General features: G+C 59.1%; 7 protein-coding genes and 2 pseudogenes. 3 read left to right on the forward strand and 6 right to left on the reverse strand.

The genetic code is table 11. The features are described 5' to 3' along the window. Positions 1–637 (reverse strand): annotated as a pseudogene (locus tag BAUR9175_RS06705) (IS256-like element ISBli2 family transposase); the annotation flags it as partial. Between the two features lie 375 nt (positions 638–1,012). On the opposite strand from BAUR9175_RS06705, the gene BAUR9175_RS06710 reads away from it, so the two are divergent. Both BAUR9175_RS06710 and BAUR9175_RS06715 read left to right on the forward strand, forming a co-directional pair. Then, positions 1,013–3,508: an McrB family protein gene (locus BAUR9175_RS06710; protein ID WP_141322634.1), complete on the forward strand. Its 2,496-nt coding sequence runs from the start codon at positions 1,013–1,015 to the stop codon at positions 3,506–3,508. A gap of 5 nt (positions 3,509–3,513) precedes the next feature. Next, on the forward strand, positions 3,514–4,704 hold the full coding sequence (locus tag BAUR9175_RS06715) for an McrC family protein (protein WP_164513803.1): 1,191 nt from the start codon (positions 3,514–3,516) through the stop codon (positions 4,702–4,704). Positions 4,705–4,754: 50 nt separating this feature from the next. On the opposite strand, the gene BAUR9175_RS06720 is transcribed toward BAUR9175_RS06715, so the two are convergent. Next, positions 4,755–6,116 (reverse strand): MFS transporter, encoded by a 1,362-nt coding sequence (locus tag BAUR9175_RS06720; protein ID WP_101583374.1) that lies wholly within the window; start codon positions 6,114–6,116, stop codon positions 4,755–4,757. A 47-nt stretch (positions 6,117–6,163) separates the two neighbouring features. Beyond that, positions 6,164–9,298 (reverse strand): cytochrome P450, encoded by a 3,135-nt coding sequence (locus tag BAUR9175_RS06725; RefSeq protein ID WP_101583322.1) that lies wholly within the window; start codon positions 9,296–9,298, stop codon positions 6,164–6,166. A gap of 138 nt (positions 9,299–9,436) precedes the next feature. On the opposite strand from BAUR9175_RS06725, the gene BAUR9175_RS06730 reads away from it, so the two are divergent. Next, entirely contained in the window at positions 9,437–10,357 is a 921-nt protein-coding gene (locus BAUR9175_RS06730) for a LysR family transcriptional regulator (RefSeq protein ID WP_101583323.1), read from the forward strand. Here the strand turns inward: BAUR9175_RS06730 and BAUR9175_RS06735 are convergent. From BAUR9175_RS06735 to BAUR9175_RS06745, 3 genes and pseudogenes are all read right to left on the reverse strand, one after another. Continuing rightward, a pseudogene (locus BAUR9175_RS06735) lies at positions 10,358–12,190 on the reverse strand (DNA/RNA helicase domain-containing protein). Continuing rightward, entirely contained in the window at positions 12,087–12,368 is a 282-nt protein-coding gene (locus BAUR9175_RS06740) for a nucleotide pyrophosphohydrolase (protein ID WP_226829740.1), read from the reverse strand. The pseudogene BAUR9175_RS06735 and the gene BAUR9175_RS06740 overlap by 104 nt, the downstream one beginning before the upstream one ends. A 340-nt stretch (positions 12,369–12,708) precedes the next feature. Continuing rightward, on the reverse strand, positions 12,709–13,605 hold the full coding sequence (locus BAUR9175_RS06745; RefSeq protein WP_125187880.1) for a hypothetical protein: 897 nt from the start codon (positions 13,603–13,605) through the stop codon (positions 12,709–12,711). Between the last annotated feature and the right edge of the window lie 68 nt (positions 13,606–13,673).

The raw sequence follows: 13,673 nt of genomic DNA on the forward strand, positions 1-13,673 counted from the left end.
AGTCCGTGGACTCGGCATCTCCGACACTCATGGTCAGGATCTCCCGCCTGCCCTGTGATGAGACACCCGTGACCACAGCCACGGCCTGAGACACGACACGACCCCGGTGGCGGACATCGACATAGGTGGCGTCGACGAAGAGGTAGGGAAACCACGTGTGATCGAGTCGACGGGCCAGGAACTCGGCCACTGCCTCGTCGATGTCGGCACAGATCCGCGACACCGTCGACCGAGAGATCCCGGACTCGTTGCCCAAAGCACGCACAAGGTCATCGACCTTCCTCGTCGAGACTCCGTCGATCCAGGCCTGGCAGATGACGGCGTAGAGGGCCTTATCGACCCGCCGACGGGGATTGAGCAGGGACGGGAAGAACGAGCCTTTCCGTAGCTTCGGGATCGCCAGGTCGACTTCTCCCGAGGGAGTTGCCAGGGTCTTCTTCCGCGACCCGTTACGGCGTGTTGAACGGTCTTCGCTGCGTTCGTAGCGGGCGGCACCGATCGTGGCGGTGGCTTCGGCTTCGATGAGGTCCTGGAGGCCAGCTTGGAGCATTTGCCTAAACACGTCGGAGTGGGCGAGGTCAGGGTCGGTCAGGACTTGGTTGATCAGGGTCGACACGGCAGAATTGGGGTCAGCCATCGTGGGATGCCTTTCGTGAGGTTCTTGGCGGAACTACTAGCGGGATCCCACGATGGTTCTTCACATTTTTGGGGGTGAAGTCCCTGGTGGGAATGCCACCACTCTATGGGACTCACCCTGACTGATCGCGAAGACTTCGAAGTCCGCGAGCGCGATTTCCGACTCCGCTGGCACCAAGCTCACGTCGCGCGCTTCAACACAGAAGTCAGAGGTGACGAAGAGTCGTGGCGCGACCGACGAATTGCTCCGCATGCTACCGAGGCCCAGCCGTTTCTAGAATCTCTGCGTCGCTCTCGTGATCTCAGCGCGTTCCAGGCAGGGACTGATCGGTGGGTGCGTAGCTTCGATTCTGGCTTCGCTGGAGCAGCAGGACAGATGACGGTCAACCAAATCAATAAGATGTCTCCCGATCCAGACGAAGCGGTCACCGTACTGCTCAATGTCCTGTCGATACCTGCCGACCTCAACGACGCTATGCGAAAGATCCGACTCCTCGCCGATCATCTCCAGACAATTCGAGTTGGTTCGCACCCCAGCTCTAAGCGAGCTCCGTTCGTCGCGTCGTATTACTGGGGATTGGAAGGCCCTAAGCGCTGGCCTGTAGCCTGGCCCAAATCGACAGAATACGTCGAGTACTGCACCGGAATCTCCGACTACGAAGACCAAGGCGATCGGTATGCAGATCTCTACCAATTCGCGATGAATCTTGATGGCGACCCACTTCGTTTCGAACAGGTCGCGGGATGGTGGGCTGATGAACGTCCCGTGATTATTGACGAGGTTCTCTGCGACCGCGCCGCACTACGTGAGGGAGCAAAGAAAGAAAGTGATGACCCCGCGCTCTACTTGGTCAATGCAAGAGCACTAGTGGGCGTCGCCCAGCACATCGGATCGTCTCTAGAGTCAGTCGTTTCCGAAGCGACCGGTCGCACCCTGAAGGCACGAAAGCCCGCTCTGAAGTGGGATGAAACATGGCCGCGTGGAGATTTCTGGGTCGATTGGCGAGTTCCCGGCGCCTATGGATTGGCAGTTCGTATATGGCTTAACGGTCGTGGAGTCGCGATTGGTCTAAGACCATATCCGGATGCAGAATCGCAGGCTACCGACAGGGCACTAGCTACGATCGACAGCCTTCCGGTACCAGGCTACGAAGTCCTTGCAGGCGGCGCATCACGCAACGGCCAGGATGTAGGCTTTTACGGTGGCGGCACCGGTGAAGTCATTTACGCCCGATGGTTCGACAGGACCAAATTCGCTTCACTGCATTTGCCGACTGAGATCCTGAAAGCAGCGAACGAATTGGCACCCCTCATGGCCAAATTGAATGGCGAAGTTGAGACTGCCGAAATCGATCACGAATTGACCGATAAAGTAGCAGAATTTGTCTCCTCGACTGGCTACCCAACTCCAGGGCACGAACAGGACAAAGCTGACCGTCGTGATTTCGCCAAGCTTCTAGACCCCGACGAACTTGCGATCGCAGACCCAACAGATATACGTCGAATTTGGAATTCTGGACGCTACGGCAGCACCGGCCCAATGTCCACACTCAACACAAGCATTCGTGACGCAGACGACGCCGAACATCGTCGGATCATCGAAACGTTCTCATACATATGTTGGGGTGATGAACCACCAGCGAAACGCATCGACAGGGTCCTTGAGGACAGTGTGTTACGCGTCAGGGGGCTCGGTGAATCAGTCATAATGAAACTTCTCGCGATCACCCATCCTGAGCAGTTCATTACGGTCTATCCCTACGGTGGCCCGAAGGGAAAATTGAAGATGCTTAAGCTATTAGATCTTCCTACCCCAAATTCGGACTCTCGAGGACAGAGCCAAGTCGAATCCAACGATTCGCTAAGGTCATATCTTGATCGCTATTTTCCTGGAGATCCGTTGGCCGCCGGAGTCTTCCTCTACTGGCTTGCAGAACGCGATGTTGAACCAGTCACTGAACCTGACGTTGACCCGCTAGATGAGCTAGCTGATGAGCTCCTAGTCGATCGTGAGTTCGTCGCCGATGTTGTAGCTCTCCTGGAGGACAAGAAGCAGGTCGTGTTCTATGGCCCACCTGGAACTGGAAAAACCTACTTCGCGCGCAAGTTGGCTGAAACACTAGTTAACGATACTGAGCGACGACCTATCGTTCAGTTCCACCCATCGACCTCGTACGAGGACTTCTTCGAGGGTTATCGCCCAGATACAGATGCCAACGGAACGATGATTTACCGTTTACAGAAGGGACCGCTCGCGGAACTTGCGGCCCGCTCAAATGAAGCACCTGGTCGGCGCCATCTGATGATCATCGATGAGATCAACAGGGCCAATCTTCCCAAGGTTCTCGGCGAGCTGCTATTCCTCCTTGAGTACAGGGACACTCCAGTTCGCACTCTCTACCGGCCGGATGATCCGTTCGAACTCTCCAAGGACATTTGGTTCATCGGCACGATGAACACCGCAGATCGATCTGTCGCGCTAATCGATGCGGCTCTTCGCCGCCGGTTCCACTTTGTTCCATTTTTTCCGAACCAGGGACCGATGAGGGACCTCCTTGACCGCTGGCTCAGACGCGAGGGTGAGCCAGCCTGGGTAGGTGAGCTCGTTGCTCAGGTAAACGATGAGTTAGAACGCGCGCTAGGAGGCCCACACCTGCAACTTGGGCCCAGCCACTTCATGAAGCACGCCCTTGATCAGGAGGCAGTACGCCGCATCTGGCAGTACGATATTGAGCCTTTCATTGAGGACCAATTCTTCGGTGATGCAACTCAAATCGAGTACTTCCGATTCCCGAAAGTCTGGAACAGATTTAAGTATCTGGCGGAGGAGTCCATCGACGAGACTCAGGACAGCGACGAGCGAGAGGACTGAAGACCGTGCCGATTCTTTCAGAATACGGCTCAATCAACTTGAAGCTGAGCCGCGAGCAGGCAGCGAGCCTCCAGAGTACTGGTTATGTCGAAGTGGTGCCTGCTCTCGACGGTAGGTGGAAGGTTACTGCGTCGTCGTATGTCGGGTCTCTTGTGGTAGACGGAGTGGAACTCCTGATCCGCCCGAAGATCAATCCTGAGAACCTCTTTCTTCTCTTAGAGCCCGGCCTGCCGCCGAACGCCTGGAGGAAGGAAGCTTTTTCCTATGACAGCACTTCCGACTTATTACCGTCAGTGGTTGCGTTCTTTGCGAGGACTGTCGAGACCACTCTCGGGCGAGGAATCCTCAGAGCCTACGAATCTCGACAAGAGCCACTGGTCGCATTACGAGGTCGGCTCGATGTGTCCCAGCAGTTCAAACGTGCAGGAGTCCTGACTCCCGTCTCGTGCACCTTCGATGATTTTTCAGAGGACATAGTCGAGAATCGAGTGACTCGGGCAGCTTTACGGCTTGCATTACGCGTGCCAAGGGTGGATCCAGGCGAACGGCAACGACTGATGCGACAGCTCGTGGCGCTAGAAGGAGTGTCCGACTCACCTGTGAATGCAAAAATGGTCGATTCCATCTACTTCACACGATTGAATCAGCACTATGAGCCAATGCTCGGATTAGCCCGCCTCATACTTTCCAATCTCACCCTCACAGATGCAGGCGGTTCGACGTCCGCGTCGTCGTTCATGGTCGATATGAACGACCTGTTCCAGCGGTTTCTGACCGAACGTCTACGCAGAACACTCCGTGGCAAAGTTGATGTCGTGGACGAACCGATAGTCCACCTAGATGCAGGGCAACAGGTCACAATGAGACCGGACCTCGAATTTCGCGACAGCGCAGGTCGAGCTCGGTACGTAGGCGATATTAAATACAAATTGGCTGAGAACGCCCGCGGCAGAAGCAACGACTATTACCAGCTACTCGCCTACACGACCGCAATTGGCTTGCCCGAAGGCATGCTGATCTATTGCCGGCGTCAGGGCGACAGCGAACGTCGAACCGTGACAGTGACAAATGCTGGGAAGAGACTTGTCCTTCGATCAATCGACCTCACAGGGTCTCCAGAACAGGTCAATAAGGAGATCACCGCGCTGGCAGACGAGATCCGCAACGGCGCGAATCGCGCTCGACAATTTTATTAGCAACAGTCAGAGTTTCAGGTGTGTGCAAAGCTAGAGTATCCAGGGAGAACTTACCGACGCCCACCCCGCCAAACCCCACGAGTCTGCTCCGCCTCATTCCCCACGGACAGATCAATCCCCTTCCGATCCTTCACCAGGGACACAGCGACCAGCGAGATCACGGACATCCCTACGAGGTAGATCGACACCGACGCCGTCGTACCCGTCGCCTGCAGCAGAGCCTGCGCAATCGTCGGTGCGAACGCCCCGCCGATCACGGCACCTAGCGCATAGGAGATCGCGACACCGCTGAACCGGATCGAGGCCGGGAACAGCTCCACGTAGAGCGCCGCCTGCGGACCGTACGACAGCCCCAGACCGATCGAGAAGATGCCCAGTGCCAGATACATCAAGCCGAGCGAACCTGTGTCGATGAGCCAGAACAGTGGGAACGCCGTGGCAATGAGAATGACGAAGCCACACACGTAGGTGCGAACCCGCCCGATCCGGTCGGCCAAATAGCCCGAGACAGCCGTCGACACCAGCCACACGAACGATCCGAAGGTGATCGCCAGCAGCACATCGGTCTGTGAGAATCCCACTCCATCGGTCGTCGCGTACTTCGTGACGAAGCCGCCGGTGGTCATGTACCCGCTGGCGTTGTTGCCGGCAAAGATCAGGGCAGCGACGATCACCAACGGCAGATGCCTCTTGAATAGCACCAGGATCGGGGCCTTGCGTTTCGCGGACTCGACCTGGATCTCCTTGAACACGGGGGTGTCCTCCACCGACCGGCGCACCCAGTAGCCGACGCCGATCAGCACGACCGAGAGCAGGAACGGAACCCTCCAGCCCCACTCCACGAACGCTTCTCCTGGCGAGATGACACCGGTCATCAGCGCGATGACGCCTGAGGACAGCAGCATGCCCAGCGGCACTCCCAGCTGCGGATACGATCCGGCCCGCCCGCGCTTATCCGAGTCAGCATGTTCGACGGCGAGCAGTGCCGCACCGCCCCATTCGCCACCAGCCGAGAGCCCCTGGAGGATACGCAGCAGAATGAGGAGAACTGGCGCGGTCACACCGATCGTCTCGTACGTGGGGATGAGGCCGATGAGCGCCGTGGCCACTCCCATCGTCACCAGCGTGACGACGAGGATGAAACGCCGCCCCAGTTTGTCGCCGAAGTGACCTGACAGGAACGCCCCGACCGGTCGGAACAGGAAGGAGATGCCGATCGTCGCGAACGCGAGCAGCTGTCCGACGCCTTCCCCGGCAAGTGCGAAGTACAGCTGTGCGAAGACAAGCGCGGCCGCGGTCGAGTACGTGAAGTAGTCGTACCATTCGATCGTCGTCCCGATAAGAGAGGCGAACGCGACCCTCCGCTGATTCCTCTTCTGCGTCGGCGGCGTCATTTCGTGTGTGGCAGTCATGAGAACGTCCTTGTTCAGTCGTGATGAGTTGATGTCAGTGCAGTCGGTCAGGCAGGTGAGAGCTCCGTGGTCAGGTTCGTCAGCACCCCTTGAGCCCATTCGCTGGCGGCCTCCGATGCGGGCACGGGTCCTCCGGCGTCGTGGCGACCGTATTCGCCCACCCGGGTGGCGCCGCGAGCCTCGAGCGCTTCGGTGAGGAGCTCGCTGCCGCGCGAGTACGTCTTCGTGTAACTGGCATCGCCCATCCCGAACACGGCGAACCTCACTCCCCCGAGGTCGACGTCCGTCTCTTTCAGCTCGCCGTGGAATCGTGTGGCCGAGCTCGGAACGTCACCGTCCCCATACGTCGAACTCACGAGCAGGTAGAACCGCTCCGGGTCCAGGTCCCCCGGAGATATCGTTGCCAGGTCGGAGATCTCCAGGTCCGAACGCTCCCCCAGGAACTTGCCGAGTTCCTCTGCGACGAGTTCTGCGTTGCCTGATTCCGTGCCGAAGAGGATGGTCACCGGCACTCCCGGCGCCAGTTCCTTCGCAGCACTCCCCGAGGCGACCGTGATCTGCTCGTCGAGACTGGCGTCCCGTGCGGCGTCCAGCAGCTCCGAGCGAGTCCTGATCTTCGCGCGGCATCGTCCGGCACCAGCGCCGAGGCGCTCCTTGAGGTCGATCCGACGCCACCCGTTGAAGTCGGTGGCGTTCTCATGCGGGTCGATGCCTGCCGCACCGGTCGAGATCGACCCGGCGGCCACCTCGGCAGCAATCGTCGCGGCCAACGTGCGAGCGTCAGTGCGCTGGTCAGGGATGGTGCCGCGGCCGTTGCCCTTGAGCCAGCCGATGGCGAAGAGGCCGTCGCTGATCTTCCCGTCTGCGGGGATGGGTGAGACCGGGCAGATGCCCTGCTTCGCGACCGACATCGGGTCGCGGACGAAGCCGATGGCGGTGATGACCGAGTCCACGTCGAGGTGGACCGCCTCACCGTCGTGAGTGAAGTCGAGGCCGCCGACAGCACCGGCCGATTCCGACGACGAAGCACCGCCGACAGAAGACCCGGTGATATGCTCCGGGCTGCTCGCGAACCACCAGTGCAGCTCGATCTCCTTCGCCGAGGCATCGCCCTGATCCGAGGCAGCACCCACCCGACTCTCCGGGTCGAGCAGACCGCGCAGCGCGTCGAGCTTCGCGTCCTTGCCGACGGGAACCGCGTCAAGGTCGACCCCGTGGAGCACATGGGTCAGCCCCGGCACGCGGGCGAGCTCACGGATCATGACGGGGTCGAACTTCGCAGCACTCGGTTCGGAGCGGCCGATGATGTCGATGCGGGCGATGTCGCTGCGCAGGGATCCGTGGATGAGGTCATCGATGTCGCTGCCCTCCAGCGTCTCCGACCGGCAGGTGAGCAGGCGGAGGATGTCGATGGCGACGTTGCCCTGCCCGACGACGGCCACTCGCGATCCGAGCACCATCGGCGCTACTTCGGAAGCACCTGTCTCCGCTTCGTCGGGGTGGCCGTTGAGCAGTCGGGTGATGGTGCCGGCTCGGTAGACGTGGTTGAGCTTGGTTCCGGGGATGTCGAGGAGACGGTCGTGGTTGAGACCGCTTGCGAGGACCACTGCGTCGTAGTTGGCTTTGAGTTCGTCCATGGTCACGTCGCTGCCCAGATCGGTGTTGCCGATGAACCTCGCCCGGGTATCGGCGAAGAGGCGGTCGAATTGTGCGGCGACGGATTTGGTGCCCTGGTGGTCGGCGGCGACGCCGTAGCGCAGCAGTCCGTAGGGCACGGGCAACCGGTCGTAGACGTCGGCGGTGGACCCGGGCACCTGGCGCAGAATCTCCTTCGCGCTGAAGCAGCCGGCCGGTCCGGCACCGATGACCGCAACTTTCGGTCCTGTGCCCTCGGAGGATGGGGCATCTCCCGCCGAGGCGGCTCCCCCACTGACCGCGACCCCGTAATTGGGTGTGGCGCTGGCCTTGGACCAGGTGACGGGGAGGTTGAGCATTCCGCGGAAGACCCAGCCGCCTACGCGGGTTTCCCGGGTCTCATCGATGGCGAGACCGTCGAGGCTGTTGAAAAGCAGTGGCAGGGCCACCTCGGCGATTTCGGCACGGGCGGCCCAGTTGCCCAGGCACACGTGGACGCCCTTGCTGAAGGCCAGGTGGGGTTTGGCCTCGCGGTGGATGTCGAACTGATCGGCCCGGTCCCAGATGGTTTCGTCCCGGTTGGCCGAGAGCACGCAGATGCCCAGCTTCGCGCCGGCGGGCAGGTGGGTGCCGGCGAGCACGGTGTCCTGGGTGGTCTGGCGGGAGTACATGCCGATGGGGGCGATCCAGCGGATGGTCTCCTCGAACACGGTCGGCCACAGGCCGGGGTTGGCGATGGCGGCGGTGCGCTGTTCGGGGTGGTCGAACATGGCCAAGGCTGCCACACCCAGGGCGTCACGGGGTTCGTTGAGTCCCCCGCCGATGGTCATCTTGATGTTCGCGCGGATCTGTTCGATCGGCATCGCTTCGCCGGGCATGGACAGGAGCCTAGAGATGAGCGAGTCATCGCGGTGTGTCAGGTGGTATTCGAGCATCTCGTCAAGTGCCGCATCGACCTCATCGAAGGACCGCTTCCCCTTCGCCCAGACGTCCGGATCATCGGCATAGTTGCCGGTGGCGTCGATCATCGTCTGCGACCAGCGCTGGAGGTCGGATTGCTCGGCGTTGTAGAGGCCCAGCATGCGACGCAGGGTCTCTGCGGCATAAGGTGCGGCGAAATCCCAGATGAGGTCGGCGCCAGGGCCTTTGTCGATGAGCTTGCCCAGAAGGTCCTCGGCGACCTCGCGGTACATGCTCGTCCACACGCGTTTGACATAGCCAGGTTTGAGAACCGGCTGCCAGGCTCGACGCTGTTCGTAATGTTCGGGGTCGTCGCGGCGGAGCATCGAGTGGCCCATGGCGCGTATCTGCAGGGAGCCCTCTTCATCTGCGGAGAAGATCTCCTGATCGTGTTCGGTGGCGCTGACGGCGTCGTAGCTGGTGATGAGGTAGCGGTTGACTGCGGGCACCCAGTGGACGCCGCCTTCGGCGCGGAGTCGTTCGTAGATCGGGAACGGATCGTCGTAGAGTTCCGGAATCGTCACCCAATCGGCGACCGGCGCCGAGGCGGCCCCTTGGTGGGTGTCCGCGTGCAGTTGAGAAGTCATCGTCGTCTCCCCTCATCCTCGAGATTGTCCTGTCGATGCGATCGTTCGATGATGTGATCGCGTTCACAGTCCAGTCTGCAACGGGTACGATCAAAGGAAAAGCGGAATTAATCTGACAACTAGTCCGGAAAAGCGAATATGTACATTGACCAGGTCCCGAACTTCTCTCTACGCCAACTCTCGTATCTCATTACTGCGGCCCGATTGGGCACGATCTCTGCCGCCGCGGCCGAGCTGCACGTGTCGTCCTCGGCGATCTCTGACTCGATCACGGCGCTCGAGCACCAGATGGGTTCTCAGCTGTGCATCCGGAAGAAGGCTCAGGGGCTGGTCCTCACCGCAGCGGGCAAACAGGTCGCAGCACAGGCGAGGAACCTCATCAACGAGGCGAATGAGCTGGAACGTGACCTCAAGACCACGGACGACGAACTCGCCGGACCGATCACGATCGGGTGCTACCCGACCCTGGCTCCGATGATCCTGCCGGTCCTCCTCGCCGAGTTCGGTGAGCAGCACCCACGGGTGAGCCTGGAGATCGTCGAGACGACGCAGGACAAGCTGGCCGGGAAACTGGAGTCGGGTGAGATCGACGTCGCTTTCGTCTACGAGACGCTCATCCCGGGAACACCAAACCATGCTCAGCTCTTCGCGCAGCCAGCACACGTCATCTTGGCAGCCGACGATCCGTTCGCCTCACGGGACACGGTTCGCCTGGAGGACTTGGTTGATCGCGACATGATTCTCCTCGACTCTCCCCCATCGAGTCAGCACACCCTTAGCATGTTCCATGGTCGCGGCCTGCGGCCGACAATCCGGCACAGGACGACGAGCTACGAGGTGGTGAGGACGCTGGTCGGGCGAGGGCTGGGGTATGGAGTTCTGGTGCAGCGGTTGAACAACACCTCGAGCTACGAAGGATATTCACTGGTGGTGAAGGAGATTGAGCCTGCGGTGGAGCCAGTTGGGGTTGAGGTGATCTGGCCCTCGCAAACTGCAATGGCAATGCGGGTTCAGGCGCTGATTGAATTCGCCCTCGCCAGACAGTGGAAGACAGCCTGATCAGCACGTTCGAATTTTGCTTCGCATGTACTCTCTCAAGGTCTCGTCGCACACGTACAAGTAGGTGCCACGGATGCCGCGAGTCATGAGCACTGAGTAGATGTTCTGTACATATTGAAGGATGTCTTCGTCCGTGTACGTGATCCCGAGCTTCTTGTTGTTCTCCTTGCCCTTTTTGTCGTAGTAGTTGGATCAGTCGAAGTACACCGCCCCATCGGATGGATCCATCCGCAGATCCCGGCCGATGATCACGCCGGCATAATTGAGGTCATATCCCTGGACTGTGTGGATTGAGCCGACCTCGCTCACGGAACCCGGGCTGTTGATCCAGTCCTTGACGACACCGTTCCACTGGAGTTTGACGCCATCTTCATCGATGTCGATCTTGTGTCGATTCTTCGGACCCTTGCTGTTCCAGGGCCAGGCATAGCCAGCAATAGCCCGAGACAGACCGTGCTCTTCATCCTTCTGTTTGATAGTGCTGATCATCGAACCCAGGTCGTCGAAGAGTTCGAACTCGTACTCTCCGAAGTCTGGCGATTCGTCAGCTTGCCCTCGCAGCAACTCCTTCACGAAGGGGATGTACTTGTCGCCGGCCAACACTCGGATCTGGCTGATGATTTCGATGTAGTTCTCCCGCTTCTTGGCGGACTCAACCAGTTCAAGAACTGTGGATGTGGGCAGGTCGCCGGGTTTGACGGTTTGAAAAGGATCGACAAACAGCACGACTTTGTCTGACTTCGCCTTGATCCAATCGAGTTGAGTAAGATGCAAACCATCGTTGCCGAAAAGCCGTTCATTGGCCGCACTGAATCTCTTGTTGAGCATCGCTGCAGGTTGGTTGGAACGCATTCCAAGCCGATGTGACTCATCGACCAATGTCAGGTCAAAGCGATCCTGGGACTCTGCGATGCCAAAGGGGGTCAACACTTGTACCCTTTCCAGGCCAGGGGTCCGTCTGAAAACTCGTTCGACCGTCTCGCGAAGCGATTGCTGAGGAACTACTAAGGCGACCTTGATGCCTCCGAGGAGGTCTCTGTTGCGTTCGGTGTAGAACTTGGTGAATCGCTCGTCGCTGACAGGATCTTCCAAGTCACTGGAGCTCTGAATGTCTGACAGCATCTTGAGGATATAGATCGCAACAACAGTCTTGCCGGTACCCGGGTCACCTTTGACAATCAGCTCAAGGCTGGACGGGTCAGAGTGGAGAGACGTGGTAATCGCCTCCATGATCTGACCAACGGCAATTTCCTGGTCCGGCGTCAGTGCTTTGAAGGGCGAGAGCTTAAAGAGATCAGAGTTCTGAATCTCCTCGAGTTCAGCCTCGAACAAGCCTTCGTCTTTGAGCCGTTCGAAGATGAGCTCGAATTGCTCTCGGTAGTGAGCTCGGTCGTAATAGTTCGAGTCGACGATCCCGACATTGCGATTGAGCAGGCTGAAGCGTCCTTCCCCAGAAATCAGCCGGATCAGGTAGGACTCAAGGTCCAGACATACGGATTTGTTGAATTGCTCGTTATAGATCACGCGGAGCGTAGTCAGATCCTGGCGTTCAGGATTCGCCTTATGCTGGTTCATCCGATTGACGGCGTTGAGGGTCTCGCCAACGTAGACGTTGTCGCTGTCGGCGATGGTGTAGACAACTGGCCAATTGCTACCGAAACCGCCGAGTTCGTGACCAAGGCGACGGGCGAGCTCGATTTCGACCAGACTGAAATCGACCTTGTGGATATCAAAGTTGGTCATACTTCTTCGATGTCCCTCGTGACTTCTCAACCGGATACTTCTGCTCAGTGATGTCCAACTTCTCCTCCACAATGTTGAGAGGATCCACATCAAGCTTGTCAGCGAGCAGCAGGCAATAGGTCAAGACGTCTGCAAGCTCGAATTTCGTGGACTCGTGGTCGAACTCCGAGTTCCACTGGAACGACTCCAGCAACTCCCCAGCTTCAATGCTGATCGACTTCGCCAAGTTCTCGGCCGAATGGAACTGGTTCCAGTCTCTCGCCGACATGAATTCTCGTATCCTTGCCTGAGTTTGCGCTAGGTCCATAAAGTGATGCTATCGGCTCAATACAAGAACTACACACGGGCCTCAAACTACACACGGGCCTCACCTCCTCCTGGATAGGAATCCGAACCTGTTGCTGGTCCGCCTCGATCTACCGACTTCGACAATAACGAACATTGCGGGGGCAACGGCACCTCAGCGCAACGGCATGCTGAACTCTCTTCGTTGAGCAGTGGAGTTCGTAGAAGGGCGATCGGGTTGACGGCGACGATTGGTCAAAGAAGCTCGCCGAGCCTTCTCAGGGCGAATTCGACGCGACTGAAGACCATTGCGGATGGCAGATTCAGTTGGAATCGAGCGCCCGCTGATAGCCCCGCATTCTCTTTCTGCCGTTCGCAGTCAGACCCCGATTGTCCAGCAGTGCAGCGATGCGATCATCTGCCCCTGACGCGTGCAGACGTTCGATGAGTGACTTGTTGAGCGGCTCCAAGGCATCGGTCCGTGCGGAGACCGTGCCGTAGCTCGGTGACTTCTTGCCCGCCACCGTGTCGAGTTCATGAATGTAGTGCTCGGTGAAGCTGCTCCACATGTCAGGGGTCAGCAGGTGACGAGGCAGCACCTCGGCCAACGTCGATTCCTTTTCTGACGTTCGGCCGAATCCGAAACGAGTCCACCCGTATTTGCGTTCCCAGTGAACGATCTGAACGGCCGAGAGTCGGCACAGCTCCTCCGGGCCCAGAGCCCGGCCTATACCAGTCCACAGTTGGTCGACCATCTCTGAGATCACGACCTTCGATGCTTCGATCGGGTCCTCGGAGCGGAAGTAGTCGAACCCTTCGGTTTCGCAGGCCAGAGTGATGAGTGTGCTCACCGCCTCGACGGCAGGGCGAATCTCTTCACCGGTTCCGGCCGACAGAGCCGCGAACGATTGTGCGAAGTGGTCCTTGTAGGTGAACCGCCACCGCGTGCGCTCCTTGGGCGAGACCCGACGATCTCGTGCAAGATATGCTCCGGCACGAGCCAGAGCAGCGAACTCCTTGACGTTCCTGCGAACCACTTCGGCCGATGGCGGCGCAGGGGCCGTGACGGTCACCTGAGACGGGTCGATGAGCTCCTCGACCCGTTCTCGCGTCCGGGCGTCGCCGCGCCAGTAGAGAGTCCAGAGCATCTTCTCCAGGTCGTCACGGTCGAAGCCCGAGGTTGTGCGGAAGAACTGCGTACGATCGAATTTCTTGGCCACCACCCGTTCAGAGTAACAATCACATGCGCGGCGAGCTCATCGAATCCGATGCATGTCAGCCTCTGATG

This window comes from Brevibacterium aurantiacum, from assembly GCF_900169065.1.
Lineage (GTDB): Bacteria > Actinomycetota > Actinomycetes > Actinomycetales > Brevibacteriaceae > Brevibacterium > Brevibacterium aurantiacum.

Bases quoted from the DNA above. Each gene is read 5' to 3' on its own strand.
- BAUR9175_RS06740 (WP_226829740.1), bottom strand. From the start codon at position 12,368: ATGTCGGCGAGAGACTGGAACCAGTTCCATTCGGCCGAGAACTTGGCG.
- BAUR9175_RS06710 (WP_141322634.1), top strand. From the start codon at position 1,013: ATGACGGTCAACCAAATCAATAAGATGTCTCCCGATCCAGACGAAGCG.
- BAUR9175_RS06730 (WP_101583323.1), top strand. From the start codon at position 9,437: ATGTACATTGACCAGGTCCCGAACTTCTCTCTACGCCAACTCTCGTAT.
- BAUR9175_RS06720 (WP_101583374.1), bottom strand. From the start codon at position 6,116: ATGACTGCCACACACGAAATGACGCCGCCGACGCAGAAGAGGAATCAG.
- BAUR9175_RS06725 (WP_101583322.1), bottom strand. From the start codon at position 9,298: ATGACTTCTCAACTGCACGCGGACACCCACCAAGGGGCCGCCTCGGCG.